Raw genomic sequence first — 25091 nt, 5'->3', positions numbered from 1 at the left:
GCGAGCCGAGGGAGAATGCCGATGCCGTCGAAACCCGCGCCGAAGGCGCCGGCTAAGACGCCGGCCGTGCGCTCTTTCGAAGACGAGCAGCGCACTGGAACGGATATTGAAGAGGAACTCGAGGAAGGACTCGAGGATACGTTTCCGGCCAGCGATCCGGTGTCGATCACCGGGACGGCGATTCCCGGCGCGCCGGCAAGACCCGGCAAGCCCAAAAACGTGGTGGGACAGAAGCGCAAGAAGTGATCTGCACGGCGTGATAAAGCAGGGCTGAGGCCGGCAAGAAGGGCGGCCGGAAATTCCTGCCGCCCGTTCGGTTTGTCACCGCGTATTATCGCCCGGTCGGCTCAGAAGCTGCTGGGCACGATCCACGGATCGATGCCGATGCCGAGCCTCGGACCCTTGCTGTCGGACGAGCCCTTGTGGGTCGCGGCACCCGTCTTTTCAAGCGATCCGGTCGCGGCGCAATCGAGCTTAGCACCGGTCTTGCTGTCAACGCAGGCCGCTTCTTGCTTGGCTGGCTGACTGCTGCCGGCAAATGAAGCGCCCGAGAGCGCCAGCAAGGCGGCGAGCGCGAGGATTGCCTTCTTCATCATCTGTCTCCGGTTCATCTACTGCATCTCGTACATGTACGACACTGCGTACAGATACGCCCAGGATTCACGGAGTTCAAGTGAAATCGTACATGTACGGAGAAATTGAGCGCAGGAATTGTCGAAAGCTCGGCGCAGGAGCGCGGATCGTTCGGAGAAAGATTTTACAGATCGGGAGGAGCGCCGCTCCTCAGCAGTTGATTGGCGTGGTGAGCGGCGCAATCTCGTGTGCGGCAATGGCCTCGAGCATAATGTCGCCGACCCGCGTGATGAACGTCTTCTGGTCGCCGAACGGGTAGAACGGGAAGGTGATCAGCAGCGCGATGGCGCCGTGGCCGACTGCCCACAGCATGGTGGCGATGGCGCGCGGATCACCCTTGAGCCTGCCGGCGGCAACGCAGGCTTCGACCCTGTCGATCAGCACTTTCATCGCCGGGTTGCCGCTCTCCATTTCCGCGAAGGTCTTGCCGGTCGGCGGCTTGACTTTTTCGGTCATGAAAACGGTGCGGTACTCGTTGGGATTTTCCAGCCCGAAGGCGGCGTATTCGACAAGCACCGCCTTGAGCGCCTCGATCGGGTCGTCGGCCGTATGATTTGCGATGCGCCTGGCCAAGGTCTCGAATGCGTCTTCGGCCAGCGCGAACAGGATGTCCTGCTTGTCAGCGAAATAGGAGTAGACCGACATCGGTGCATAGCCGACGCGCTTGGCCAGCTTCCGAATAGTGAGGCCGTCATAGCCTTCTTCCTGGACAAGTTTGTGGGCGGCGTCGACGAGTTCGGAGCGCAGTTCGGCCTTTTGTTTTTCGCGGCGTTCCTGGACGCTTATTGGCAATTTCCGACTGCCTTATGACTGATGGCTGGGTAAGTCATATATACGCTGTACGGCGTCGAGCAAGGGCGGTGTGAAGCAGAGGCTTGACGTCACAAAACGATGTAACCCGACAACAAAGTCGGCAACATCGGACTGTTACAGACAAAGGCTAATTCGCGGCTCTGCAAAAATTTCGTTTCGGGAGGCCGTTATGACCGGAACTGAGCTTTCGTCCGCCATGCCGGACGTGGATCCACTTTCCCATCGCGCCAGGCTGGCGCTCAGGCGCGTCGTAATCGTCACATGGCTGGCGATAGCGCTCGGCTTTGCCATGGAAGCCCTTATCCTGACCGTGCGATTTGCGGCGGATTCCCTGCCGGCCACCACCCAGATCCTGATCGAACTGGCGCAAGGCGTGACCTGGTCGTTCTTCGTCTGCGCCGGCGTCAGCCTCGGCACCGCGGTTGCCAATGTGCGGACCTCGCTCGGCGGCCTGATCGGTGCAATGTCGGCGCCGCTGGCGATGGGCATCGCCAAGGGCACGCAAAAGGTGATGGTCAGCGCGCTCGACGCGGCGGCAAAGCCGGCCATCCTGTCGCTCACCACGCTAGGCATGCTGCGCGCCATCGAATACGGCCTGCTCGGCTGGATACTGGCATCGCTGGCGTCGAAAGACGAACCCCGTCCGCTTCATTTTGCGCTGGCCGGCGCCTCGATCGGCGCGCTGTTCGGCGGCGGTGTCACAGCGCTGACGATAGAGGCTGCCGCGGCGCAGGATGCGGCGCTGGCGCTGCCGCAGGCGATCACAACCGGCGTCAACGAGATCGTGTTCCCGATCGGCTGCGCGCTGGTCGTCTACATCGCCCTGCAGGTCAGCCGGCACATGAAGCTCATCGCCGCCGAAGCCAGATAGATTTGGGCCAGATAGATTTGGGGGTTGTCGGCCTGACGAGAGTCAAACCGCTTCCGGTTGGCGTTCGATCAGCGTCAGCGTCAGCCAGCGCGCAGTCAGCGCCGGTTTTTTCGAACCCTCGATCTCGATGGTCACGTCGTGCGCGGTCTGCACCCAGCCCGACGGCCTGACCTTGACGTCGGCCAGCACGAAGCGGGTGCGGATGCGCGAGCCGGTCTTCACCGGCGCCAGGAAGCGCAGCGAATCGAAGCCGTGATTGACGCCCATCTTGCTGTTTTCAAGCGGCGGCATGGTTTCGAAGGTCATCGCCGACAACAGCGAAAGCGACAGGAAGCCATGCGCGATGGTGCCGCCGAACGGCGTCTCGCGCCTGGCGCGCTCCGGATCGCAATGGATGAATTGATGGTCGTCGGTGGCGTCGGCGAACTGATCGATCATGCGCTGGGTGACCACCCGCCACGGCGACACGCCGACTTCCTTGCCGACGCTGGCCAGAAGCACATCGAGACTGATCGGTTCCACGCTGATGTCCTCCGTTTCGCCCGCCGGATGGCGAGCGGTCTCATTCCTTGAACAATGTCAGCCCGTGCTGCACCGACTGCCCGCCATCGATCGGCAGGATGGCGCCGGTGACATAGCCGCCGGCACGGCTGCACAAATAGAGCGTTGCGCCGGCAATGTCATCCGGTGCGCCGATGCGGCCGATCGGAACATGGTTGCCGACGTGCCTCGCCTGGTCCTCGGTGCCGGTGGCAAAGGCAGTCATCCGGCTCTGGAAAGGGCCGGGCGCAAAGGCGTTGACGGTAATGCGGCGGGCGGCGAACTCGATGGCCAGGATGCGCGTCAGATGGTGAACCGCGGCCTTCGAGGCCGAGTAGGAGTAAGCGTCGTCGGCCAGCGGCTGCGTGCCCATCACCGATCCAAGATTGATCACCCGGGCCGGGTCGGCGTCGCTGGCGGCGGCTTCGAGCAGAGGCAGCAATTCGCGCGTCAGATGGAAGACCGCGGTGACGTTGACGCCGAACACCTTGGCCCAGGCATGATAGGGGAAGCCTTCCAGCGGCGCGCCCCAGGAGATGCCGGCGTTGTTGACCAGGATGTGCAGCCGCTCGGTCCTAGCTTTGACCTCGTCGACGAGCGCCGCAATGCCGGCTTCGCTGGAGACATCGCCGGCGAAGCCCTCGGCCCGGCCGGATGCGCCAAGTCCGTTCAACTCGCCGGCTACCTTGACGCAGTCCTCGCCCTTGCGCGAGGCGATCATCACGGCGGCGCCGGCTTTGACCAGAGCAGTCGCTGCCATGCGGCCGATGCCGGTCGCGGCGCCGGTGACCAGCGCTGTCTTGCCGGCGACTGAGAACAGCTCGTCCAGATAGCTCATCGTACCCTCCGCGCAGTTCACCGCGCTTTTGACTAGTTGTTCAAGCGAGCGGCGTCACGTCGACAAGGCTAGCCGAACTACGATCATCCTTGCCACGGGTAAAATAGCTGGACCGAGGCGATGGTGCGCTTTGCGGCTGAAATGGTTAAGCCCGAACGGCAAGGCGTCCATTTGGGCGTGACATGGGTCGGATGAATGATGCAGCCGTCCCCCTATGCGAGCACCTTGGCTAGCGGTTCATTCGCGCGTGAAGCAAGTCGTCATTACTCCTCCGCCCAAGCCGCAGGCGGGTCTTGAGGAGTTGGGAGGTGGCCGAGCAGTGAGGCGGGACTGACGTTCGTATCGTGGACTATGCTTTCGGGGGAAAGCTATGGGTAAGAAACAACGCACCGTCCTGCTGGCAGCGGTTTTTGCGACTGTCTTTGGCGTCTTTGTGCTGATCCTGATCCTGCAGATGATCAGTTTTTTAGTGGACTAGACCGAAGCGAAGAGCGTCTGTTTCCGAATGGGCTCTACCGCAGGCTTTCCAGTTCGCGGATGCGTTTGGCGCCGTCAGCCTCGAGCTGCCTTGTGACGGCGCCGATCAGCGCTTCGGCAACGACGAAAAGCGCAGCAGATGAATCCCAGGCCGACGGAACGGCGGTGCGTCCGGCGATGACATGGCGGGCGAAGCGGGCGATCGGCGATAGCCATTGGTCGGTAAAGAGCACGATCTGCACGCCACGCTGGTTGGCCGTCTCGGCGAAACGGACCAGGCTGTCCTGGTAGCGCCTGATGTCGAAGATCACCAGCACGTCGCGCTTGCCCATGTCGATCAGCCGGTCGCGCCAGACGCTTTCCTGTCCGCCGAGGTGAAAGACGTTGGGCTGGACGATGGCGAGGTGGGCGGCCATGTAGCGCGCCAGCGGGTCGGTGAAGCGGCCACCGATCAGGAATGTCTTGCCGCGCCGGTCGGCCAGCTTGGCGACGATGTCGGCAAGCTGCTTGTCGGAGAGATGCCGGAACGTCTCGCGCATATTGTCGAGCGTCGCCTCCAGCATCGGCGACACGGCACTGCCGCCCTGCGACGAGGAATTGAGCGTCCGTGACGCCGGCGACTGCAATTGCGCCGCCAGCTCGTCTTGCAGCGCCGACTGGAATTCCGGATAGTTTTGGAAGCCGAGCCGGGCGACGAAACGCAGGATCGTCGGCGACGACACGCCGGCCGCGGCCGAGAATTCGGCGACCGTCTTCAGCCCGATCAGCGGATAGCTGGCGATCAGCGTTTGCGCGGCGCGCCGTTCGCCGGCCGGCATCGTGCCGATGCGGTCGGAGATCAGTTCGGCAATGCTGGAAACCATGTTTTTCCCCACCCTGGCCGGGCCGTTACCGCGTTATCCAAATCGCGTTTGACAAAGCCGGCCAAACTGTATGAAATCATCCGCAGGGACGCAATGAGGCAAAATACGTAACATACGGTACAGCGCTCCCCGGGGACGGCAGACAATGGAGACAGCACGGCCCGCCAGCCTTGCATCGTCAAATTCCGTCAGGGTGACGAACCCCGGCGGATCAAGCCCCTTCGTGCTGACCTGCGATCACGCCTCCAATTTCCTGCCGCCGGAATTCGGAACGCTCGGCCTTGCCGCCGAGGATCTTTCCCGCCACATCGCCTGGGATCCCGGCGCCTTGCCGGTGGCGCGCCGCATGGCCGAGGCGCTCGATGCGACGCTGGTCGAAACCTGCATCTCGCGGCTTGTCATCGACTGCAACCGGCCGCTCGATGCGCCGGACCTGATACTGACGGTCAGCGCCAGCGAAAAAACCGTGGTCCCGGCCAACCAGGGACTTTCCGCCGACCAGCGAGAGGCGCGCATCGCGCTGGCGTGGCGGCCGTTTCACGAGCGGATCGCAACGATCATCGACGAGCGCCTGGCGGCCGGGCGCGAGACGCGGCTGGTCTCGATCCATTCCTTCACGCCGCTCTACAAGGGCATGAGCCGGCCCTGGCACATCGGCATCATCCATGACGAGGACCGCCGGCTGGCGGCGCCGCTGATTGCGGCGCTGAAGCCGCTTGCCGGCGTCACCGTCGGCGTCAACGAACCCTATTCGCCGGCCGACCGGGTCTATTTCACGCTGGAACGCCATGCGCGCTCACGCGGGCTGCCTTGCGCGATGATCGAAATCCGCAACGACGAGATCTCCGGCGCAGCCGGGCAGCGGAAATGGGCGGATATGCTCACCGGCATTTTTCTCAATCTGGAGCCCGAGGCGGCCAAGGGCTCCAGACCAAGCGCAGTCGGAAAGTCAGTTCAATCGGCCAGCTAAGAAACCAAAAGGGGACTTCAAAATGGTAGCACCGGGTTACAGCGAAGGTGACAAGAAGGAGGACCTGAAAGTTCTCCACGGAATGGGCTATGCTCAGGAACTGTCGCGAAGCATGAGCCGCTTCTCGAATTTCGCGATCTCGTTCTCGATCATCTGCATCCTCTCAGGCGGCATCAATTCCTTCGCGCAAGCGACATCGTCCATCGGTGGCGCGGGCGCTGGTATCGGCTGGATCGTCGGGTGCATGGTTTCGGGATTTTTCGCGCTCGCCATGGCCCAGATCGCCTCTGCATTTCCGACCGCGGGCGGCCTCTATCACTGGGCATCCATTCTAGGGAACCGGTTCACGGGCTGGCTCACCGCATGGCTCAACCTGCTCGGCCTGATCACCGTGCTCGGCGCGATCAACATCGGCACTGCGTTCTTCTTCGTCGGCACTTTCGGCGGAGCCTTCGGCATGACTGGTACGCCTGGTGAGATCGTCGGGTTTGTCGCGTTCATCACCGTGTTGCAGGCGCTGCTCAACCATTTCGGCATCAAATTGACGGCTATGTTGACGGACGCGTCCGGCTTCCTGATCCTGGCAACGACAGCCGTGCTGATCGTCGCCTGCCTGGTGTTTGCGCCAGCGATCGACATCACGCGGCTGTGGACGTTCACCAACTATTCGGGTGACGCGGGCGGCGGTGTTTTCCCGCAGTCCGATTCCATGACCTATCTCTTCCTGCTCTGCCTGCTGCTGCCGGTTTACACTATCACTGGCTATGACGCGTCGGCGCATACTTCGGAAGAAACGTTGAGGGCGGCGCACTCGGTTCCGCGGGCAATCGTTTCGTCCGTGCTCTGGTCGTCGCTGATCGGCTGGGTGATGCTGTGCGCGATCGTACTGGCGATTCCGGATCTGGCGGCCGGCGCCAAGCAGGGCTGGGGCGTGTTCTTCGCCACGATGGACGCGATCTTGCCGGCGTGGCTGAAGACACTGCTGTATCTGGCTATCCTGATCGCGCAGTTCCTCTGCGGTCTCGCGACAGTCACCTCTGCCTCGCGCATGCTTTTCGCCTTCTCGCGTGACGGTGGCATGCCGGTCGGCTCGGCCTCGCTAGCCAAGGTCAGCCCGGCCTGGCGCACGCCGGTCAATGCGATTTGGACGGCTGCGGTGCTCGAGATCATCTATGTCTTTCTTGCCCAGTTCATCTCGGTCGGTGGCACGAACATCTATACCATCGTCGTCAATTCGACATTGGTGTTCCTGTTCCTGTCCTTCATCATTCCGATCGTGCTCGGCATGATGGCTTTCGGAACGGCGAAATGGCCGAACCCCGGCCCATGGAATCTCGGCGCCGGCCTGTTCAAGTTGTTTTGCATACTGTCGGTCATCGGCATGGCGATCATCTTCTACATCGCCATCCAGCCGCCGAACGACAAAGTGCTCTATATCACCCTGGGCTTCATTGTGCTGACCGCGGTGCTTTGGTTCGGTTTCGAGAACCGCCGCTTCCAGGGTCCGCCCATTGGCGACCAGATCGCAAAGCGCCAGGCGGCGATCAAGGCAGCCGAGCTAGCCATAGGCGAAGCCGGCGCCTGACCCCCTCTCATGACCATGGCCGGCATTGGCGCCGGCCGTGGTTTCCTTTTCAAGTGACAAGCCCGAAACGACAAGCGCTGGAGTGCCGTAAGAATGGCCGGAAATTTCTCGTTCGATCAGTTGAAGCAAGCGGTCTCCAGCGGCGAGGTCGACACGGTGCTGGCCTGCATCGTCGACATGCAGGGGCGGCTCGCGGGAAAGCGGTTCCTGGCCCGGTATTTCGTCGATTCCGCGCATGACGAGACGCATGGCTGCAACTATCTCTTGGCCGCCGACATCGATATGGAACCGGTGCCCGGCTACAAGGCGGCGAGCTGGTCGAAAGGCTATGGCGATTTCGTCATGAAACCGGACCTTGCGACGCTGCGGCGTATCCCGTGGCTGGAGAACACGGCGCTCGTGATCTGCGACGTGCTCGACCACCATACTCATGACGACCTGGCGCATTCGCCGCGCGCCATGCTGAAGAAGCAGGTCAAGCGGCTGCAGGAACGCGGCTATATCGGCTATTTCGCTTCCGAGCTCGAATTCTATCTGTTCAGCGAAACCTATGATTCCGCCCGCAAGAAGCACTGGCAGGGCCTCGACACCGCATCGCCCTATATCGGCGACTACCAGATCGGCATCACCACCAAGGAAGAAGGCGTCATGCGCCGGCTGCGCAACGAGATGGAAGCGGCCGGCATCCCGATCGAGAATTCGAAGGGCGAGTGGGGTCCCGGCCAGGAAGAGATCAACGTGCGCTATGCCGAGGCGCTCGACATGGCCGACCGCCACGTCATCCTGAAGAACGGCGCCAAGGAAATCGCCGAGTCCGAAGGCAAGGCGATCTCGTTCATGGCCAAGTACAATTACGGGCTCGCCGGCAATTCCAGCCACATCCATAATTCGCTGTGGAGCGCCGACGGCAAGACGCCGTTGTTCTACGACAAGAATGCCGAGTGGACGCTGTCGACACTCGGCCAGCAATGGGCGGCGGGCCAGCTCAAATATGCCAAGGAATTCACCTGGTTCCTGGCGCCCTACATCAACTCCTACAAGCGCTTCCAGGCCGGCACGTTTGCGCCGACCAAGATCATGTGGAGCGAGGACAACCGCACCGCCGGTTTCCGTCTTTGCGGCGAGGGCACCAAGGGCATCCGCATGGAATGCCGCGTCGGCGGCGCCGATTTGAACCCCTATCTCGCTTTCGCCGCGCTGATCGCGGCCGGGCTTGCCGGCATCGATGAAAAGCTTGAACTGCAGAAGCCCTTCGTCGGCGACGCCTACCAGGCCTCGCAGCTGCCTGAAATTCCAAAGACATTGCGCGACGCCACCGCGACGCTGGCGGAATCGAAGATGCTGAGGCAGGCGCTCGGCGACGATGTGCTGGAACACTATGTCCACACGGCACACTGGGAACAGTTCGAATACGACCGCCGGATTACGGACTGGGAACTGCACAGGGGGTTCGAGCGGTATTGACGGCGTTGTACTTTATGCAATATCGTTGCGATTATTGCACCGCAACACCTGGGAGGCAGCGTTGCCCAAAGGTAGAGCCCACGTCGATAAGGCGTGGTTCATGAGTCGGATGAAGGAGCGCAAGCTCACGGTACGCAGCATGGCCAGCCGCATGAACATACACTACAGCGCCTTGTCGCGGACACTTAACGGTGAGCGGCGTATGCAGGTCGACGAGATACGCAAGATCGCTGAAATTCTCGACCGGCAGGAAAGCGAGATATTGATGCATCTCGGCAGTTCCAATGATGCGGCGAGGCTGTCGGAGGGTGGCCCCCGGTCTGGTTTCAGGGAGGAGCGAATGGATTTCAACAATGCGCCCGACATGACCGGCGAAGAATACGTCGTGCCGCCTCGGGGTGCCGATCCGTTGTTTGGATGCATGGCCGGGACGCTCACCCTGCTTCCGGATATCGATTACACCGCACCCGCCGATCCGGATTGGGGCAATGTCTATGACGACTGATGGAGTGCTGCTCGACACATGCTTCATGCTGTGGCTGTCAACGGAGCAGCCTGTCACGAGGACTGCGGTCGAGAAGGTGACCAGCGCGCGCAAAAATGGGAGCGTGATCGCCGTTTCCGTGATGTCCGCCTGGGAAATCGGCATGCTTGTCGCCAAGGGTCGGTTGCCATTCATCAAGTCGCCGCTCGCATGGTTCGAACGGTTCGTGCAAACCGGGGCAGCGAGCGTCCAAGGGGTCGACAGTGAGCTTTTGGTCGAGTCTTCGTTCCTGCCCGGCGTCGTTCACAACGATCCGACGGACCGGATCATCATAGCCACGGCGCGTTCGAAAAACCTCGAGATCATCACCCGCGATCGCGCAATCCTTGCCTATGGCGCGGCCGGTTACGTCAAAACAGTGCCTTGTTGATTTGGAGACCTTCTTGGAAACCGTGAAAATAAAATCCCCCATCGACGGTTCGATCTATGCGGAACGGCCTCTGGCCACGGACCAGGCGATCGGTGCCGCGGTCGAGCGCGCCAGGGCGGCGCAAGAGAAATGGGCCGAGACGCCGGTCGTCGAACGCGGCAAATACATGCTTGCCATGCTGGAAGCGCTGGTCGTCATGACTGACGAGATCGTGCCGGAGATCGCCTGGCAGATGGGCCGGCCGGTGCGCTATGGCGGCGAGTTCGGCGGCGTCAGGGAACGCGTCAGCTACATGGTCGAGATCGCCGAGGCGGCACTGAAGCCGGTGATGGCCTCCAATCCCAAGGACGGCTTTCGCCGCTACGTGAAGAAGGTGCCGCTCGGCGTGGTCATGGTGATCGCACCGTGGAACTACCCCTATCTCACCGCCGTCAACACCATCGTCCCGGCGCTGATGGCGGGCAGCGCCGTCATCCTCAAACACGCGGCGCAGACATTGTTGGTCGGCGAACGTTTTCAGCAGGCGTTCGACAGAGCGGGCCTGCCCAAGGGCCTGTTCCAGAACCTCATCATGAACCATGCGCAGACCGAAAGGCTGCTCGGCTCGGGCAAGATCGACCACGTCAACTTCACCGGATCGGTCGCCGGCGGCCGCGCCATCGAAAAGGCGGCGGCGGGCACCTTCATGACGCTCGGCCTCGAGCTCGGCGGCAAGGATCCGGCCTATGTCCTGCCCGACGCCAAGATGGACCATGCCGTTGCCAATCTCGTCGACGGCGCCTTCTACAATTCCGGCCAATGCTGCTGCGGCATCGAGCGCGTCTATGTCCACGAGAAGGTCTACGACGAATTCGTCGAAGGCTTCATCGCCGAGACCAGGAACTACGTCGTCGGCAATCCGCTCGACCAGGCAACCACCATGGGGCCGATGGCGCAGGCGCGCTTCGCCGACCTGATCCGCGAGCAGAAGGCCGAGGCGATGCGCAAGGGCGCCGAGGCGCACATCAATATGAAGGTGACTAACGACAAAGAAGGTTCGCCCTATCTGGCGCCGGAAGTGCTGACCCAGGTCGATCACCAGATGAGCGTCATGCGCGAGGAAAGTTTTGGCCCGATCGTCGGCATCATGAAGGTGCACAACGACGAGGAGGCGATCGCGCTGATGAACGACAGCCCCTATGGGCTTACGGCCTCGATCTGGACGCGCGACGCCGAGCATGCGGCGGCGATCGGCGATCGCGTCGAGACCGGCACGGTGTTCATGAACCGCTGCGACTATCTCGATCCGGCACTGGTCTGGACCGGCATCAAGGACACCGGCAAAGGCGCGGCGCTATCGGCCATCGGCTACGACAATCTGACCCGGCCGAAATCATACCATTTGCGCGAGGCGATTTAACTCGGTGGCGATCGGCAAGCATACGATCGCTTTTGTGGGGGAGTAATGGCGGATACGCAACAATCGGCCCTGCCAGATCGTGAAGGTCCCGAGGGTATCGGCGGATGGCTTGTCCTGCCGATGCTAGGGTTGATTCTCACGCCTATATTAGGGTTGGTACAAATGTATGATGCCGATTATCTCGGCATGGTACAGAACTGGCAAGCTTTCAGCCTTTCTCAAGGTGTGCTGCTTGTTGCCGAACTGGTGATATCCGGCATCCTAAGCCTTACAGTCCCGACCCTATTATTATTCTTCATGTTCAAGCGCTGGCAGATATTCCCCGGCTGGTACATGATTTGGGCAGTCGCGATGCCGGTATTCGCCATTCTCGATTTATGGGCCGTGTATCTAGCTTTTCCCGACGCCTTTCCGACGCTGGATGATGCGTTCGACGGAGAAACGATGCGCGACATTTACCGTTCGGTCTGGGCCGCAGCCATCTGGATTCCGTACATGATGCGGTCAGACCGTGTGGCCAATACCTTTGTGAACTAATGACATCCGAGAGCACGAAAGCAGTCAAGAAGGTCGAAATGACAAAACTCGTTTCCAAATGGAATTACCCGACGACCGTCCGCTTCGGCGCCGGACGCATCAAGGAGCTGCCGGAGGTGCTGGCGGCGACCGGCATCAAGCGGCCGCTGTTCGTCACCGATCCGGGACTGGCCAGGCTGCCGGTGGTGGCCTCGACGCTGAAGATCCTCGACGACGCCAAGGTGCCGTATGGCGTATTTTCCGAGGTCAAGCCGAACCCGGTGGATTCCAACCTGACCGCCGGCATTGCCGTGTTCAAGAAGGGCAAGCATGACGGCGTCATTGCCTTTGGCGGCGGCTCGGCGCTCGACCTCGGCAAGCTGATCGCCTTCCAGGCCGGGCAGACACGGCCGGTCTGGGATTTCGAGGATGTCGGCGACTGGTGGACACGCGCCGATGCCGATGCGATCGCGCCGATCATCGCCGTGCCGACCACGGCCGGCACCGGCTCGGAAGTCGGCCGCGCCGGCGTCATCACCAATGAAGCGACCCATACCAAGAAGGTCATCTTCCATCCAAAGCTTTTGCCGGCGATCGTCATTGCCGATCCGGAGCTGTCGGTCGGCATGCCGGGCTTCATCACCGCCGGCACCGGCATGGATGCGCTTGCCCATTGCCTCGAAGCCTATTGCGCGCCGGGCTATCACCCGATGGCCGACGGCATCGCCGTGGAAGGCATAAGGCTGGTCTTCGAAAACCTGCCGAAAGCCTATGCCAACGGCAAGGATCTGGTCGCCCGCGCTAACATGATGAGCGCCGCTGCCATGGGAGCGGCCGCCTTCCAGAAAGGGCTTGGCGCCATCCATTCGCTGTCGCATCCCATCGGCGCGCTCTACGACACCCACCATGGCATGACCAACGCCGTGTTCATGCCCTATGTGCTGGCCTTCAACCGCGAGGCGATCGAGCCGCGCATCGCCCGGCTTGCCGCCTATTGCGGCATCAAGGGCGGCTTCGACGGTTTTGCCAAGGCGATCATCAAGCTGCGCAAGGAGCTCAAGGTGCCGCATGCGCTGCCCAGCCTGATCAAGGGGCTCGACATGGACAAGAAACGCAAGGGCCTGATCGCCGACATGGCGGTGGTCGATCCGACCGCCGGCGGCAACCCGGTCAAGCTGACCAAAAAGGCGGCGCTGACGCTGCTCGAAAATGCCATCGCCGGCACCGTCTGAGACAATTTTCGCATCGGAAATCGACTTGGGAAAAGAGGCAAGGAAAGGGGGAAAGATGAAAGGCAAGATCGAAACTAGTTAGCCGGAAAAAGAATCGCGAAGCGATTGCTACAGCCGGTTAAAAAGAGTTTACTTTTTCATACTGCGGGGCATCGCTTTCACAAAGCTTTCATCTGGCTGTCACACGAAAACGATACCGCATCGCAGGCGTCCAACGGCGTCAGTTCAACGGAGAGAACACATGTTCAAATTCACGGGAAAACTGCTTTCCCTTTCGGCCGTCGCCCTGATGGCGACCTCTGCCATCTCGTCGGCCCAGTCCATGGATGAACTGGTCGCCGCAGCCAAAGCTGAAGGCCAGCTCACCACCATCGCGCTGCCCCATGACTGGTGCGGCTACGGCGCGGTCATCGACGGCTTCAAGGCGAAATATCCGGAAATCACAATCAACGAACTCAACCCCGATGCCGGCTCCGGCGACGAGGTCGAGGCGATCAAGGCCAACAAGGACAACAAGGGCCCGCAAGCGCCCGACGTCATCGACGTCGGCCTGAGCTTCGGCCCGACCGCAAAGAAGGATGGCCTGATCCAGGCCTATAAAGTATCAACCTGGGACTCGATCCCGGACAGCGCCAAGGATGCCCAAGGCTTTTGGACCGGCGACTATTACGGCGTGCTTTCGTTTCTGGTGAACAAGGACCTGGTCAAGGAAGCGCCGGCCGACTGGGCCGACCTGCTGAAGCCGGAATTCGCCAATACCGTGGCGCTCGCCGGTGACCCGCGCGCCTCGAACCAGGCCATCCAGGCAGTCTATGCCGCCGGCCTTTCCGGCGGTGCGGCTGCCGGCGAAGCCGCCGGCACGGCTGGTCTCGACTTCTTCAAGAAGCTCAACGCCGCCGGCAATTTCGTGCCGGTCATCGGCAAGCCCGCGACGCTTGCCCAAGGCCAGACGCCAATCCTGGTGACCTGGGATTATAACGCGCTTGCCGGCCGTGATACGCTGAAGGGCAATCCGCCGGTCGACGTCGTCGTGCCGAAGACCGGTGTCGTCGCCGGCGTCTATGTTCAGGCGATCAGCGCCTACGCGCCGCACCCGAATGCTGCCAAGCTGTGGCTGGAATATCTCTATTCCGACGAAGGCCAGATCGGCTGGCTGAAGGGCTATTGTCACCCGATCCGCTTCAACGACCTCGCCAAGAATGGCAAGCTCCCGGCTGACGTGATGGCCAAGCTGCCGCCGGCCGAGTCCTATGCAGCCGCGGTGTTCCCGACGCTCGACGAGCAGGGCAAGGCCAAGGAAGCCATCACCAAGAACTGGGATGCCGTCGTCGGCGCCAACGTCAAGTAAGACTTGAGATCAGCCGGGCGGCTTAGATCGCCGCCCGGCATACCTCCAGGACGGTAGCCGGCGCATGACCGATATCTCGTTGTCCGATCACGCTGTTGCCGGGAAGACCGCGCCTCCTGCCGACGCCCGCAGCATGAGGCTGCCGACGCAATGGCTTGGCGTTGCGCCTTTCTTCATCTTCGCCATCATGTTCCTGATCCTGCCCACGCTCTATCTGATGCTGGGCGCATTCCGGAACGATGCCGGCGAATTCACTTTCGAAAACATAGCGGCCTTGGCGCAGCCGTCGATCGTTGCCGCCTACTGGATCTCAATCAAGGTCAGCCTCGCCTCGTCGCTGATCGGTGCTTTCGCGGGACTTGCCATTGCCATCGCCATCGTGCGCGGCGGGCTGCCGGAGTGGATACGCTCGGCGACACTGACCTTTTCCGGCGTGGCCTCCAATTTTGCCGGCGTGCCGCTGGCCTTCGCCTTTCTCGCGACGCTCGGCCGGCTCGGGCTCGCCACGGTGCTGCTCAACGTCTTGGTCGGCTTCAACATTTATGCCCATGGTTTCAACATCCTGTCGTTCTGGGGCCTGACGCTGACCTATGTCTATTTCCAGATCCCGCTGATGGTGGTGATCATCGTGCCGGCGATCGATGGGCTGAAGAAGGAATGGGGCGAAGCGGCGGCAACGCTTGGCGCGACCCAGGCGCAGTTCTGGCGCATGGTCGTCATTCCGGTGATCTGGCCAAGTTTCCTCGGCACCGTCATCCTCTTGTTTGCCAACGCCTTCGGTGCCATCGCCACCGCTTACGCTCTGACCGGCTCCTCGCTTAACATCGTCCCTATCCTGCTCTACGCGCAGATCCGCGGTGACGTGCTGCACAATGCCCATCTCGGCTACGCCATCGCCTTCGGCATGATCGTCATCACCGGGCTGGCCAATGTCTTCTACATCTGGTTCCGGACGCGCTCTGAGAGGTGGCTCAAATGAAGTCCGGCAGATTCTGGGCCTGGATCGTCTTCGCGCTGGGCGCGGCCTATTTCTTCATTCCGCTGATCGCGACCGTGGAATTCTCCATGCGCATGCGGCGCGGCGCGTATTCCTTCGATGCCTATCAGGTCGTGCTCGGCGATCCCCGCTTCCAGGCGACCTTCATCTATTCGGTGGTCGCCGCCATCTTCACCATCGTCCTTGGCGTGCTGGTGGTGGTGCCGGCGGCGTACTGGATTCGTCTGCGGCTGCCGCAGCTCAGGCCCGTCGTCGAGTTCATCACGCTGCTGCCGCTGGTCATTCCGGCCATCGTTATCGTCTTCGGCTACATCAGAATGTACGGGTCGAACTCACCGCTGCCGTTCCTGGCCAGCGAGACGGGAGCCAATGCCTTGCTGGTCATCGGTTATGCGACACTGGCGCTGCCCTATATGTATCGCGCCGTCGACACCGGGCTTCGCACAATCGACGTGCGGACACTGACTGAGGCGGCGCAGATCCTCGGCGCCGGCTGGGGCACGATCATCACTCGGGTCATCCTGCCCAACGTGCTGATCGCGGTGCTGTCGGGCGCCTTCCTGACCTTCGCCATCGTTATTGGTGAATTCACCATGGCCAGCCTGCTCAACCGGCCTGCCTTCGGACCCTATCTGCAGAACGTCGGCGCCAACCGCGCCTACGAGCCGGCGGCGCTTGCCATCATCGCCTTTGCCATTACCTGGGGCTGCATGTCGCTGATCCAGATCCTGTCGCGCTTCGCGCCGCGATCGGCGAACCGTCCGAACTGACCCGAAGGAAAAAGCCATGGCCGAGCCATTCCTCTCAATCCAGCATGTGCAGAAATCCTTCGGCGCCGCCATTGTGGTGCAGGATTTCAACCTCGACGTCGAGCCGGGCGAATTCGTCTCCTTTCTCGGACCGTCCGGCTGCGGAAAGACGACGGTGCTGCGCATGGTCGCCGGTTTCGAGGAGCCGAGCGCCGGCAAGATCGTCGTGGCCGGCAAGGACATCACAAGGCTGAAGCCGAACCAGCGCAATATCGGCATGGTGTTCCAGGCCTATGCGCTGTTTCCGAACCTCACCGTGGCGCAGAATATCGGCTTCGGGCTGAAGGTCGCCGGCATGCCAAAGGCCGATGCCGACAGGCGCATTGCCGAAATGCTCGACATCATCAAGCTGCCGCAGATGGGCGACCGCTATCCCTACCAGCTTTCCGGCGGCCAGCAGCAGCGCATTGCGCTGGCGCGGGCGATTGCGCCGAAGCCGAAGCTGTTGCTGCTCGACGAGCCGCTGTCGGCGCTCGACGCCAAGGTGCGCGTGTCGCTGCGCGAGGAAATCCGCTCGATCCAGAAGAAGCTCGGCATCACCACCATCTTCGTCACCCACGACCAGGAAGAGGCGCTGTCGATTTCCGATCGTATCGCGGTGATGTATGGCGGCAAGGCCGAGCAGGTCGGCACGCCTTTCGAGATCTACAACCGGCCGGCAACCAAATTCGTCGCCAATTTCGTCGGCACGCTGAACGTGCTCGAAGGCACCGTCACCGACGCGGCTTCGGGCAAGGTTCGCGTCAATTCACAAGAGGTCTCGCTCAAGGGCAAGCTCAACGGCTCGAAGTCCGGCGACACGCTGTCGCTGGCGCTGCGGCCCGAGGCGATCTCGCTCGGCCGCCACCCCGGCCGCGACTCCAGCCTTTCGGGCGAAATCGCCGAGGTGCATTTCCTCGGCTCGGTCATCCGGGTTCGCGTCGGCATCGGCGGCAGCACGGTGTCGCTCGACACGTTCAACAGTCCGGCCACACCGCCGCCGGCCGTCGGCGAAAAGGCCGAGATCTCCTTCTCGTCGGGCGATATGCTGGTGCTGCATTAAGGGAAGAGTGAATGGTGAATAGTGAATAGTGAATGGAACAAGCGGAAGAATGCGCTTTGCGTACTCAAACTCTTCTGAAGATAACCATTCACCATTCACCATTCCGCCGCTACGATAGGGCATGGCGCTTTTCGAACTGACCCTTGTTCTTCTCCTGGCTGCCGTTGCTTTGACGGCGGTGTCGCGGCGTCTGCAGATTCCCTATCCTTCGTTGCTGGCGCTGGCCGGCGCCGGCATCGCCTTCCTGCCGTTTGCACCGACCATCGAGATCGACCCGGAACTGGCGCTCGCTCTGTTCATCGCGCCGGTGCTGCTCGACGCGGCCTACGACACGTCACTGCGCGATCTCAACCGCTACAAGGTTTCGCTCATCCTGCTGGCGCTCGGCGCCATCGTCTTCACCACCGTGACCGTGGCGTTGGTCGGCTGGACGATGGCAGGCCTGCCGCTTGCCGCGGCCATAGCTCTTGGGGCGATCGTGGCGCCGCCGGATGCCGTGGCAGCGGCGGCCGTGCTCGGACAATTCAAGGTGCCGTACCGCATTACCGCCATCCTGCAAGGCGAGAGCCTGCTCAATGATGCGACCGCGCTGCTGATCTACAGGATGTCGGTTTCCGCCGCCGCCGGCTCCATTCTGCTGAGCAGTGCCGTTCCGATGATCCTTCTGTCGACGGTCGGCAGCCTTGCAGCCGGCTATGTGCTCGGCCGGCTGTCTCACGCCATGCTCAGCCGCATCGACGACCCGGCGAGCGGCACCGTGGTGCAATTCGCCACGACGTTCGGCGTCTGGATCCTGGCCGACAAGATAGGACTTTCCGCGATCATCACGATCGTCGTCTATGCGATGACCATCGCCCGCACTGCGCCGCGCCGCATGCTGGCGAGAAACCGCATCAGCTCCTACTCGGTGTGGGAGACGGCGGTGTTCGTGCTCAATGTCCTGGCCTTCGTCCTGATGGGTCTGCAGGCGCGATCGATCGTCGGCAGGCTTGCCCAGCAAGGGCAGAATGAGGCGTTCGTCTTTGCCCTGGCTGTGCTGGCCGTCGTCATCGTCTCGCGGCTTGTCTGGGTGTTGGGCTGCGGCGCGGCGCTGAGACGGCTGGCACGCTCCGGCGATGAGGAGAGGCGCAAAGACGCCCCGACATTTCGCGGCGGTGTGCTCATCGGCTGGTGCGGCATGCGCGGCCTGGTGACGCTCGCGGCAGCATTCGCGCTACCTGCCGACTTTCCGGGCCGTGACCCGATCGTGCTCGCTGCTTTTACGGTCGTGCTCGGCACGTTGGTGCTGCAAGGCGTCAGCCTGAAGCCGTTGCTGCGCTTGCTCAATCTCGACCCCGACCAGACCGTCGACCGGGAGGTGGCGCAGGCGCGTGTCGCCGTCATGCAAGCCGCGCTGGACGTGCTCAGCGGCAAGACGTCGAGTGCCGCTGGGGCGGTGCGCGAACAATATGCCGCCCAGCGCGCGATCGCCGAAAATCCGGAGGATGCCCAGGCGGCGACCGAGTATGACAGGCTGCGCCTTTATGCCATCAAGAGCCAGCGCGATGCGCTGGAGCAGCTGCGCCTCGATGGAACGATCGGCGACGAAGCCTATCACCGCCTCGAGGAAGAGATCGACTGGTCGGAACTGGCCGCTTCCCCGCCGGGCCGTTTCCAGCCGCTGACGACCTAACCGCTGGCCCAAGCCCGCTGCGTCTCGCTGCACATTGCAAGGCTGTCAGTGAACCGCTACTGCCACTAGGAAATTGAGCCGGATAAGCAATGAAGCTGGTCAGCTACAACATCCAATACGGCTTCGGCAGCGATGGCCGCTACGACCTAGCGCGCTGTGCCAATGTCGTCGCCGGCGCCGACATCATCGCCTTGCAGGAAGTCGAGCGCCACTGGCTGCGCAGCAACGAGGACGACCAGCCGGAACTTCTTTCGCAATTGCTGCCCGATTATTATTGGGTCTATGGGCCGGCCTTCGACATGGAAGCCAGCCAACGGCATGAAGGCCGCATCGTCAACCGGCGGCGGCAATTCGGCACCATGGTGCTGTCGAAGCTGCCGGTCGTCTGGTCGCGGCTGCACACGCTGCCGCTCAGGCGCACGCTGCGTCCGCTCAACACCCGCAATGCCGCACTCGAATGCATGATCAGCACCCCTGCCGGCCCGGTGCGGTTCTTCTCGCTGCATCTGGCGCATATCGCCGCCGAGGAGCGGCTTGAGCAGATCGACTACCTGCTCGCCGAGCATCGCCGCGCGCCGTCCGAAGGCGGCCCGTGGAGCGGCACCGACGATGAGCCGGCGCGCAAGTGGAGCAATGGCGAGCCGGAGCCGAAAAACCCGCTGGCGGCGATCTGGATGGGCGACTTCAACATGGAGCCGGACAGCGCCGAATACCGGCGCATCGTCGGCAGCACGCCCTATCATCGTGGTGCCGCCTATCTCGACGGTTTCGTCGATGCCGCCGCCGTCGCCATCGAACCGACAACGGATTTCCACACCCATGTGAAGACCATCGACGGCAGGCTGGCAAAGCGCCGGCTCGACCACTGCTTCGTCGGCGGCATTTTTGCCGGGCGCGTGCGCTCGGTCAGTGCCGATATTGGCGAAATCGCCTCCGACCATTTTCCGCTCAGGGTCGACATCGACCTGGAAACGCCGATCGCCACCGGGACCGGCAGCGGATGAACCGGCGATGAGCCTATTTGTCTTTTTCGCGGTGCTTGCCGCCGCTTCCATGCATGCGATCTGGAACGCGCTGGTCAAGGTCCATCTCGACCGGTTCCTGTCGATCACGCTGATGACGCTCGGCATGGGCGCCGTGGCACTTGTGGCATTGCCTTTTGTCGAGGTGCCGAAGGCGGAGGTGTGGCCCTTTATCCTCGCCTCGGTGATCTTCCACATGGGCTACAGGACGTTCCTGATCGGCGCCTACAAGGCCGGCGATTTCGCCCAGACCTATCCGCTGGCGCGCGGCACCGCGCCGTTGCTGGCCGCTTTGGGAGGCATTGTGGTGGTTGCCGAAATGCCGGCGCCGCTCGCCATCGTCGGCATCGTTTTGTTGTCGGCGGGCACGCTGGTGCTGTCGTTTCGCGGCGGCGCACATCTGGAGAGATTGAACCTGCGCGCCGTCGGCTTCGCGCTGGGCACATCGATCTTCATCGCCAGCTACACGCTGTCGGACGGCAGTGGCGCGCGGCTCGCCGCCACCGCGTCGAGCTATGCGGCGTGGTTGTTCGTCTGCGATGCGCTGTGGGCGCTGGTGCTGTGCGTCGTCTTCCGCGGGCCGGAGGCGCTGCCGGTGCTGGCGCGCGACTGGAGAGCGGGAGCCTATACCGGCGTGCTCAGTGGCGCCGCCTACTGGATCGTGATGTGGGCGATGACCAAGGCGCCGATCGCCTCGGTGGCGTCGCTGCGCGAAACATCGATCCTGTTCGCCATGATGATTTCGGTGTTCGCGCTGGGCGAGAAGATGACGGGATGGCGAGGCGCGGCGGTGCTCAGCATCGTCGCCGGCGTGGTCGCGCTCAGGCTCGGGTAGTTACGCAATCTCCAGGTCGAACACCATCAGCCCGTCCGTGCCGCCTTGAAGCCCCGCGACCAGTCTTGCGCCGGCTCGCTCATGCGCCTCATGCACGAGATAGGCGTCGCGTGCCGCGGCATCGCGAAAGTCGATGGTGAAGCCGTGCGTGAAGCCGCGGGCGAAGGGTTCGGGACTGGCATTGGGGCTGAACTCGACCTTTTCCATGCCCTCGATCACGCGCCGCAGCGCTTCGAGATCGGCATGGACCGCCGCGCGCTCGGCGTCGGCAACGTCGTTGCGGAATCTGACGAAAACACAGTGCCTGATCATTTTTTGTCCCTTCGATTACGCCGCACGGTTTCCAGAAAAGAGGGCCGGCGGCAGCGGCTCGCGACCAAGGATCAGATCGGCGCCCTTTTCGCCAACCATGATGGTCGGCGCGTTGGTGTTGGAGGAGGGGATGCGCGGCATCACCGAAGCGTCGCAGACGCGTAAACCCTCGATGCCGCGCAGCCTTAGGTCAGGCGTCACTACGGCCATCGCGTCATGGCCCATGCGGCAGGTGCCGACCGGATGGTGGTCGGTCTTGGAACTGCGGCAGGCATAGTCGACCAGCTCGTCATCGCTCTGCAAGGCAGGTCCCGGCAGCACCTCTCGCAGCACATAAGGCTGAAGCGCCTTCTGCCGCATGATCTCGCGCGCCAGCCTGAGGCCTTTGATCGACATGTCGCGGTCGTAGGGATCGGACCAGTAGTTCGGGTCGATCAGCGGGCGGTCGGACGGATCGGCGCTGTTCAGCCGCACCGTGCCGCGCGAGCGCGGGCGCAGGAAGGCCGAGTTCAGTGTCACGCCCGGATTGTTCAGCTTCTCGACGCCGGCCTCAATGCCGGAGCCGAGGCCGAGATGCAACTGGATATCGGGAGAGGCGGCAGTCGGATCGGCGTACCAGAAGCCGCCGGTCTCAAACAGGCTGGAAGCCACCGGGCCTTTCTTCAGGAGCAGATATTGCAGGCCGGCCCACGCCGTCCAGTGCAGCTTGGCATAGTTGTCGTAGGTGTGGTCTCCGGTGCATTCGGCGATGACGAACAGGTCGAGGTGATCCTGCAGGTTGGAGCCGACACCGGGCAAATCGTGCACCGGTGTCACGCCGATCGACTTCAGATGGTCGGCCGGGCCGATGCCCGACTGCAGCAAAAGCTTCGGCGAGCCGATGGCGCCGGACGAGACGATCACCTCGCGTTCGGCGCGCAGGATCGCCGGCTGGCCGCCCGGCCTGTCGACGATCTCGACGCCGACGGCGCGGCCTTTGTCGATGACGATGCGCGTCACCAGCACGCCTGTCTTGACCGTCAGGTTCTTGCGTTCGCGGATCGGCCTGAGATAGGCGACCGAGGCCGAAGAGCGTTTTGCGTCCTTCTGCGTCAATTGGTAATAGCCGACACCCTCCTGGCTGGCGCCGTTGAAGTCGGGATTGAAGGGAATGCCCAGCTCCTGCCCGGCGCGGAAATAGGCCTCGCAGATCGGCAGCGGCGCGATCGGGTTTGACACGCCAAGCAGGCCCTGGTCGCCGTGAAAATCGTTGGCGTAACGTTGGTTGTTCTCAGCGCGCTTGAAGTAGGGCAGCACGTCGCGATAGCCCCAGCCGGCAAGGCCGTCTTCCTTTTCCCAGGCGTCGTAGTCGCGGGCGTTGCCGCGCGTGTAGATCTGGGCGTTGATCGATGAGCCGCCGCCGATCACCTTGGCCTGCGTGTACCGGAAGACGCGGTCCTGCATGTGCTTTTGCGGCACGGTCGACCAGCCCCAGGAGGCGATCCCCTTAGTCATCTTGGCAAAACCGGCCGGCATGTGGATCAGCGGATGCCAGTCCTTGCCGCCGGCTTCGAGCAGCAGCACCGAATTTGACGGATCTTCGCTCAGCCGGTTGGCAAGCACGCAGCCGGCCGGACCGGCGCCGACAATGATGTAGTCGGTCATGGCGTCACCTGTTCATAGCCTCGGCACCGACAGCGCGCCGTCGACATTGATGATCGAGCCGGTCGAAAAGCCGAGCTTGCCGCTGGCGAGCGCCGCCACGGCGGCACCGATATCTTCGCTTTCGCCCCAGCGCATTGCCGGCACCAGGCCGCCGTCGATCAGCCCGTCATATTTGGCGGTGACACCCGCGGTCATGTCGGTGCGGATGATGCCCGGCCGCACTTCGAACACGGCGATGTTTTCGATGGCAAGGCGCAGCGCCAGGTTCTTCACCCACATCGAAAGCCCGGCCTTGGAAATGCAGTAATCGGAACGTTCTGGCGAAGCCATCGCGGCGCTGACCGAGGTGATGGTGATGATCGATCTCGCACCAACGCTCGGCTGGCCGAGCATCGCTTTGGCAACGGCCTGGCTGAGGAACACGGTGCCGCGCAGGTTGATGCCGAGCACCCGGTCGAAATTTTCCGGCTTGAGCTCCAGCAGGTCGCCGCGTTCGACGGCGCCGATGCCGGCATTGTTGACCAGGCAGTCAATGCGACCGAAGGCGCCTGTTGCAGCATCGACCAGCGCGGCGTGGTCGTCGAGTTTGGCGATGTCGCTGCTGACATAGGCGAATTTCGCGCCGCGCGCGGTGATGTCGGCGGCGAGCCCGTCGGCGGCTTCGTCGGCAAGGTCGGCCACCAGAATATCGAAGCCGGCGCTGGCCAGCGCCTCGGCGCAGGCAAGGCCGATGCCGCGCGCACCGCCGGTGACGATCGCTGCCGGGCGGTTCATGTTGCGAACTCCGTCTTGCGGATGTGGTCGGCGACGCGCAGCGCCTGTGCGGCGATCGACAGCGCCGGATTGACCGCGGCCGAGTTCGTCAGGAAGCCGCCATCGACGACGAAAAGGTTGGTGTGGTCGAAAGAGCGGCAGAACGGATCGAGTGGCGAGGTCGCCGGATCGTTACCCATCTTTACCGTGCCGCACTGATGCGAGGGCGTGCGCTTGTCGAACGGCCGCGACAGCACGATCGGATAGCCGCAGGCGCGGAAATTCTCGCGCATCACCTTGGTCAGCCCGTCGAGCGACTGCATGTTGGAGCGCCGCCACTGCATGACGATGTCCGTCCCATCGACCATGATGCGGCTTTCGGCATCGGGCAGGTCCTCGCACATCAAATACCAGTCGACGGCGTGGCCGGCCATGAAATCCAGCGCGAATTTGGGCGCGCGCCTGACATTGGCCTTGAGGATGTTGCCGTCGATCTTGCCTAGAAGCTGGACGTTGCCGAGCGGTTTGCCGCCCTTGCCGTCGGATAGATAATAGTCGTTCAGCATCAGCGTCTTCTGGTAGACGGATTTGTTCCTGCGGCGCGGATCGATCGCCAGCATGGCGCTCGAATTGTGGTTCATGAAGTTGCGGCCGACCTGGTCGGAACGGTTGGCCAAGCCTTTGCCACCTCCTTTGCCCTTGGAAGAAGGGGAAGGCGAACGCAGCAGGATGGCGGCGGAATTGACCGCGCCGGCCGACAGGATGACCAGCTTCGGCGCGACTTTCTTCAGCGCACCGTTCTGGCGGTAATGGACGGTCTCGATCGTCCTGGCGTCCGGCGATGCCTCGAGATATTCGACATGGGCGCCGGTCTCGAGCCTGATGTCCTTGTCGGCAAGGGCAGCCGCCAACGGCCCGGATTGCGCGTCGATCTTCCCGGTCCCGGTGTTAGGAAACGCGTCCCACGGCGTGCTGCCGTCTTTCAGCCAGGCTTCGATGTCGACGCCGAGCGGCAGCGATGCCGGATGCAGGCCCAGGCTCTTCAACTCGGCGCGCGCACGCGCGATCGGCGGCTCGTCGGGTACCGGCCCGAAAGGGTAGGGCGTCGAGTGGAACGGCTCGGTCGGGTCTTCGCCGAGTGCACCGCGCACGCGGAAAAGCTGCTCGGCCTTGGAATACCAGGGTTCGAATTCCTCATAGGAGAACGGCCAGGCCGGCGAGATGCCGCCATAGTGCTCCATCTCCGAAAAGTCTTCCCTGCGGTAGCGGATCAGCACAGCGCCGTAGAATTTCGAATTGCCGCCGACATAGTAGTAATTGCCCGGGTTGAAAGGCGCTCCGCCGGCCTCGAGCCACATCTCCTTCGGCCGATAATGACCATCGACGAAGATGGCTCGGGTGTCGCGCGTGTGCGGCGTCGCCGGCAGCGGTGCGCCGCGCTCCAGCATCAGGATCGAGGCGCCGCTGCCGGCAAGGCCGGAGGCGATCGTGGCGCCGCCTATGCCGGAGCCGATGATGACGATGTCTGGATTTGTCATGGTC

26 protein-coding genes are annotated in these 25091 nt (G+C 62.6%); 17 read left to right on the top strand and 9 right to left on the bottom strand.

The genetic code is table 11. The features are described 5' to 3' along the window. Positions 1-21 precede the first annotated feature (21 nt). The gene (locus NKJ94_RS10170; protein ID WP_352524670.1) at positions 22-246 is read left to right on the top strand and encodes a hypothetical protein; all 225 of its coding nucleotides are present in this window, start codon (positions 22-24) and stop codon (positions 244-246) included. 101 nt (positions 247-347) lie between these two features. Here the strand turns inward: NKJ94_RS10170 and NKJ94_RS10165 are convergent, their stop codons facing one another. Both NKJ94_RS10165 and NKJ94_RS10160 read right to left on the bottom strand, forming a co-directional pair. Beyond that, positions 348-611 (bottom strand): DUF680 domain-containing protein, encoded by a 264-nt coding sequence (locus NKJ94_RS10165; RefSeq protein ID WP_502900654.1) that lies wholly within the window; start codon positions 609-611, stop codon positions 348-350. A 172-nt stretch (positions 612-783) separates the two neighbouring features. After that, positions 784-1425, bottom strand: coding sequence for a TetR/AcrR family transcriptional regulator (locus tag NKJ94_RS10160; RefSeq protein ID WP_352524669.1), 642 nt, complete (start codon positions 1423-1425; stop codon positions 784-786). Positions 1426-1615: 190 nt separating this feature from the next. Here NKJ94_RS10160 and NKJ94_RS10155 point away from each other — a divergent pair, with 190 nt between their 5' ends. Further along, positions 1616-2317: a hypothetical protein gene (locus NKJ94_RS10155; RefSeq protein WP_352524668.1), complete on the top strand. Its 702-nt coding sequence runs from the start codon at positions 1616-1618 to the stop codon at positions 2315-2317. Positions 2318-2359: 42 nt separating this feature from the next. Here NKJ94_RS10155 and NKJ94_RS10150 read toward each other — a convergent pair whose 3' ends face one another. The 3 genes from NKJ94_RS10150 to NKJ94_RS10140 form a co-directional block, all read right to left on the bottom strand. Next, the gene (locus NKJ94_RS10150; protein ID WP_502896069.1) at positions 2360-2839 is read right to left on the bottom strand and encodes a MaoC family dehydratase; all 480 of its coding nucleotides are present in this window, start codon (positions 2837-2839) and stop codon (positions 2360-2362) included. A gap of 40 nt (positions 2840-2879) precedes the next feature. Beyond that, positions 2880-3695 carry an SDR family oxidoreductase gene (locus NKJ94_RS10145; protein ID WP_352524667.1) on the bottom strand — a complete coding sequence of 272 codons (816 nt, stop codon included), beginning with the start codon at positions 3693-3695 and terminating at the stop codon, positions 2880-2882. 512 nt (positions 3696-4207) lie between these two features. Then, entirely contained in the window at positions 4208-5035 is an 828-nt protein-coding gene (locus tag NKJ94_RS10140; protein ID WP_352524665.1) for a MurR/RpiR family transcriptional regulator, read from the bottom strand. A 145-nt stretch (positions 5036-5180) separates the two neighbouring features. Here NKJ94_RS10140 and NKJ94_RS10135 point away from each other — a divergent pair, with 145 nt between their 5' ends. The 15 genes from NKJ94_RS10135 (at position 5181) to NKJ94_RS10065 (ending at position 20840) form a co-directional block, all read left to right on the top strand. Continuing rightward, a complete protein-coding gene (locus NKJ94_RS10135; RefSeq protein WP_352524664.1) occupies positions 5181-6005 on the top strand; it encodes an N-formylglutamate amidohydrolase in 825 nt (274 codons plus the stop codon). 22 nt (positions 6006-6027) lie between these two features. Then, complete coding sequence (locus tag NKJ94_RS10130; RefSeq protein WP_352524663.1) at positions 6028-7590, top strand: amino acid permease; 1563 nt, start codon at positions 6028-6030, stop codon at positions 7588-7590. Between the two features lie 93 nt (positions 7591-7683). After that, entirely contained in the window at positions 7684-9054 is a 1371-nt protein-coding gene (locus NKJ94_RS10125; RefSeq protein WP_352524662.1) for a glutamine synthetase family protein, read from the top strand. A 100-nt stretch (positions 9055-9154) separates the two neighbouring features. After that, complete coding sequence (locus NKJ94_RS10120; protein WP_352524661.1) at positions 9155-9559, top strand: helix-turn-helix domain-containing protein; 405 nt, start codon at positions 9155-9157, stop codon at positions 9557-9559. Next, on the top strand, positions 9549-9968 hold the full coding sequence (locus NKJ94_RS10115) for a type II toxin-antitoxin system VapC family toxin (protein ID WP_352524660.1): 420 nt from the start codon (positions 9549-9551) through the stop codon (positions 9966-9968). Before NKJ94_RS10120 ends, NKJ94_RS10115 begins: the two co-directional genes overlap by 11 nt. Continuing rightward, positions 9931-11367: an aldehyde dehydrogenase family protein gene (locus tag NKJ94_RS10110; RefSeq protein WP_352524658.1), complete on the top strand. Its 1437-nt coding sequence runs from the start codon at positions 9931-9933 to the stop codon at positions 11365-11367. The genes NKJ94_RS10115 and NKJ94_RS10110 overlap by 38 nt, the downstream gene beginning before the upstream one ends. Before the next feature lie 45 nt (positions 11368-11412). Continuing rightward, on the top strand, positions 11413-11904 hold the full coding sequence (locus NKJ94_RS10105) for a DUF2569 domain-containing protein (protein ID WP_352524656.1): 492 nt from the start codon (positions 11413-11415) through the stop codon (positions 11902-11904). A 38-nt stretch (positions 11905-11942) separates the two neighbouring features. Further along, positions 11943-13115, top strand: a complete 1173-nt coding sequence (locus NKJ94_RS10100; RefSeq protein ID WP_352454040.1) for an iron-containing alcohol dehydrogenase — start codon at positions 11943-11945, stop codon at positions 13113-13115. 241 nt (positions 13116-13356) lie between these two features. Next, positions 13357-14463, top strand: a complete 1107-nt coding sequence (locus NKJ94_RS10095) for an ABC transporter substrate-binding protein (protein ID WP_352524655.1) — start codon at positions 13357-13359, stop codon at positions 14461-14463. A gap of 64 nt (positions 14464-14527) precedes the next feature. Continuing rightward, positions 14528-15442, top strand: a complete 915-nt coding sequence (locus tag NKJ94_RS10090) for an ABC transporter permease (RefSeq protein ID WP_023675356.1) — start codon at positions 14528-14530, stop codon at positions 15440-15442. Further along, positions 15439-16230 (top strand): ABC transporter permease, encoded by a 792-nt coding sequence (locus NKJ94_RS10085; RefSeq protein WP_023675357.1) that lies wholly within the window; start codon positions 15439-15441, stop codon positions 16228-16230. Before NKJ94_RS10090 ends, NKJ94_RS10085 begins: the two co-directional genes overlap by 4 nt. Positions 16231-16246: 16 nt before the next feature. Beyond that, on the top strand, positions 16247-17311 hold the full coding sequence (locus NKJ94_RS10080; protein WP_352524654.1) for an ABC transporter ATP-binding protein: 1065 nt from the start codon (positions 16247-16249) through the stop codon (positions 17309-17311). 121 nt (positions 17312-17432) lie between these two features. Then, entirely contained in the window at positions 17433-18983 is a 1551-nt protein-coding gene (locus tag NKJ94_RS10075) for a cation:proton antiporter (protein WP_352524653.1), read from the top strand. A gap of 89 nt (positions 18984-19072) precedes the next feature. Beyond that, the gene (locus NKJ94_RS10070; RefSeq protein ID WP_352524652.1) at positions 19073-19987 is read left to right on the top strand and encodes an endonuclease/exonuclease/phosphatase family protein; all 915 of its coding nucleotides are present in this window, start codon (positions 19073-19075) and stop codon (positions 19985-19987) included. A gap of 7 nt (positions 19988-19994) precedes the next feature. Then, positions 19995-20840 carry an EamA family transporter gene (locus NKJ94_RS10065; protein ID WP_352524651.1) on the top strand — a complete coding sequence of 282 codons (846 nt, stop codon included), beginning with the start codon at positions 19995-19997 and terminating at the stop codon, positions 20838-20840. Here the strand turns inward: NKJ94_RS10065 and NKJ94_RS10060 are convergent, their stop codons facing one another. The 4 genes from NKJ94_RS10060 to NKJ94_RS10045 are packed head-to-tail and all read right to left on the bottom strand — an operon-like array spanning position 20841 to position 25087. Then, positions 20841-21152 carry a Dabb family protein gene (locus NKJ94_RS10060; protein ID WP_352524650.1) on the bottom strand — a complete coding sequence of 104 codons (312 nt, stop codon included), beginning with the start codon at positions 21150-21152 and terminating at the stop codon, positions 20841-20843. A gap of 15 nt (positions 21153-21167) precedes the next feature. Further along, positions 21168-22796 (bottom strand): GMC family oxidoreductase, encoded by a 1629-nt coding sequence (locus tag NKJ94_RS10055; protein ID WP_352524649.1) that lies wholly within the window; start codon positions 22794-22796, stop codon positions 21168-21170. A 12-nt stretch (positions 22797-22808) separates the two neighbouring features. After that, entirely contained in the window at positions 22809-23570 is a 762-nt protein-coding gene (locus tag NKJ94_RS10050) for a 3-ketoacyl-ACP reductase (RefSeq protein ID WP_352524648.1), read from the bottom strand. Continuing rightward, complete coding sequence (locus NKJ94_RS10045; RefSeq protein ID WP_352524647.1) at positions 23567-25087, bottom strand: GMC oxidoreductase; 1521 nt, start codon at positions 25085-25087, stop codon at positions 23567-23569. Before NKJ94_RS10045 ends, NKJ94_RS10050 begins: the two co-directional genes overlap by 4 nt. Between the last annotated feature and the right edge of the window lie 4 nt (positions 25088-25091).

Origin of the sequence: Mesorhizobium sp. M0060 (assembly GCF_040323155.1) — a bacterium.
Lineage (GTDB): Bacteria > Pseudomonadota > Alphaproteobacteria > Rhizobiales > Rhizobiaceae > Mesorhizobium.
This window is presented reverse-complemented; position numbering and strand designations above follow the sequence as displayed.

What these genes read in the sequence shown, in the direction of transcription:
- NKJ94_RS10155 (WP_352524668.1), top strand. Translation starts at nt 1,616, where the DNA reads ATGACCGGAACTGAGCTTTCGTCCGCCATGCCGGACGTGGATCCACTT.
- NKJ94_RS10070 (WP_352524652.1), top strand. Translation starts at nt 19,073, where the DNA reads ATGAAGCTGGTCAGCTACAACATCCAATACGGCTTCGGCAGCGATGGC.
- NKJ94_RS10140 (WP_352524665.1), bottom strand. Translation starts at nt 5,035, where the DNA reads ATGGTTTCCAGCATTGCCGAACTGATCTCCGACCGCATCGGCACGATG.
- NKJ94_RS10060 (WP_352524650.1), bottom strand. Translation starts at nt 21,152, where the DNA reads ATGATCAGGCACTGTGTTTTCGTCAGATTCCGCAACGACGTTGCCGAC.
- NKJ94_RS10145 (WP_352524667.1), bottom strand. Translation starts at nt 3,695, where the DNA reads ATGAGCTATCTGGACGAGCTGTTCTCAGTCGCCGGCAAGACAGCGCTG.
- NKJ94_RS10125 (WP_352524662.1), top strand. Translation starts at nt 7,684, where the DNA reads ATGGCCGGAAATTTCTCGTTCGATCAGTTGAAGCAAGCGGTCTCCAGC.
- NKJ94_RS10105 (WP_352524656.1), top strand. Translation starts at nt 11,413, where the DNA reads ATGGCGGATACGCAACAATCGGCCCTGCCAGATCGTGAAGGTCCCGAG.
- NKJ94_RS10115 (WP_352524660.1), top strand. Translation starts at nt 9,549, where the DNA reads ATGACGACTGATGGAGTGCTGCTCGACACATGCTTCATGCTGTGGCTG.
- NKJ94_RS10135 (WP_352524664.1), top strand. Translation starts at nt 5,181, where the DNA reads ATGGAGACAGCACGGCCCGCCAGCCTTGCATCGTCAAATTCCGTCAGG.
- NKJ94_RS10055 (WP_352524649.1), bottom strand. Translation starts at nt 22,796, where the DNA reads ATGACCGACTACATCATTGTCGGCGCCGGTCCGGCCGGCTGCGTGCTT.
- NKJ94_RS10100 (WP_352454040.1), top strand. Translation starts at nt 11,943, where the DNA reads ATGACAAAACTCGTTTCCAAATGGAATTACCCGACGACCGTCCGCTTC.
- NKJ94_RS10045 (WP_352524647.1), bottom strand. Translation starts at nt 25,087, where the DNA reads ATGACAAATCCAGACATCGTCATCATCGGCTCCGGCATAGGCGGCGCC.
- NKJ94_RS10065 (WP_352524651.1), top strand. Translation starts at nt 19,995, where the DNA reads ATGAGCCTATTTGTCTTTTTCGCGGTGCTTGCCGCCGCTTCCATGCAT.
- NKJ94_RS10110 (WP_352524658.1), top strand. Translation starts at nt 9,931, where the DNA reads ATGGCGCGGCCGGTTACGTCAAAACAGTGCCTTGTTGATTTGGAGACC.
- NKJ94_RS10120 (WP_352524661.1), top strand. Translation starts at nt 9,155, where the DNA reads ATGAGTCGGATGAAGGAGCGCAAGCTCACGGTACGCAGCATGGCCAGC.
- NKJ94_RS10050 (WP_352524648.1), bottom strand. Translation starts at nt 23,570, where the DNA reads ATGAACCGCCCGGCAGCGATCGTCACCGGCGGTGCGCGCGGCATCGGC.
- NKJ94_RS10165 (WP_502900654.1), bottom strand. Translation starts at nt 611, where the DNA reads ATGAACCGGAGACAGATGATGAAGAAGGCAATCCTCGCGCTCGCCGCC.
- NKJ94_RS10095 (WP_352524655.1), top strand. Translation starts at nt 13,357, where the DNA reads ATGTTCAAATTCACGGGAAAACTGCTTTCCCTTTCGGCCGTCGCCCTG.
- NKJ94_RS10075 (WP_352524653.1), top strand. Translation starts at nt 17,433, where the DNA reads ATGGCGCTTTTCGAACTGACCCTTGTTCTTCTCCTGGCTGCCGTTGCT.
- NKJ94_RS10170 (WP_352524670.1), top strand. Translation starts at nt 22, where the DNA reads ATGCCGTCGAAACCCGCGCCGAAGGCGCCGGCTAAGACGCCGGCCGTG.
- NKJ94_RS10085 (WP_023675357.1), top strand. Translation starts at nt 15,439, where the DNA reads ATGAAGTCCGGCAGATTCTGGGCCTGGATCGTCTTCGCGCTGGGCGCG.
- NKJ94_RS10090 (WP_023675356.1), top strand. Translation starts at nt 14,528, where the DNA reads ATGACCGATATCTCGTTGTCCGATCACGCTGTTGCCGGGAAGACCGCG.
- NKJ94_RS10130 (WP_352524663.1), top strand. Translation starts at nt 6,028, where the DNA reads ATGGTAGCACCGGGTTACAGCGAAGGTGACAAGAAGGAGGACCTGAAA.
- NKJ94_RS10080 (WP_352524654.1), top strand. Translation starts at nt 16,247, where the DNA reads ATGGCCGAGCCATTCCTCTCAATCCAGCATGTGCAGAAATCCTTCGGC.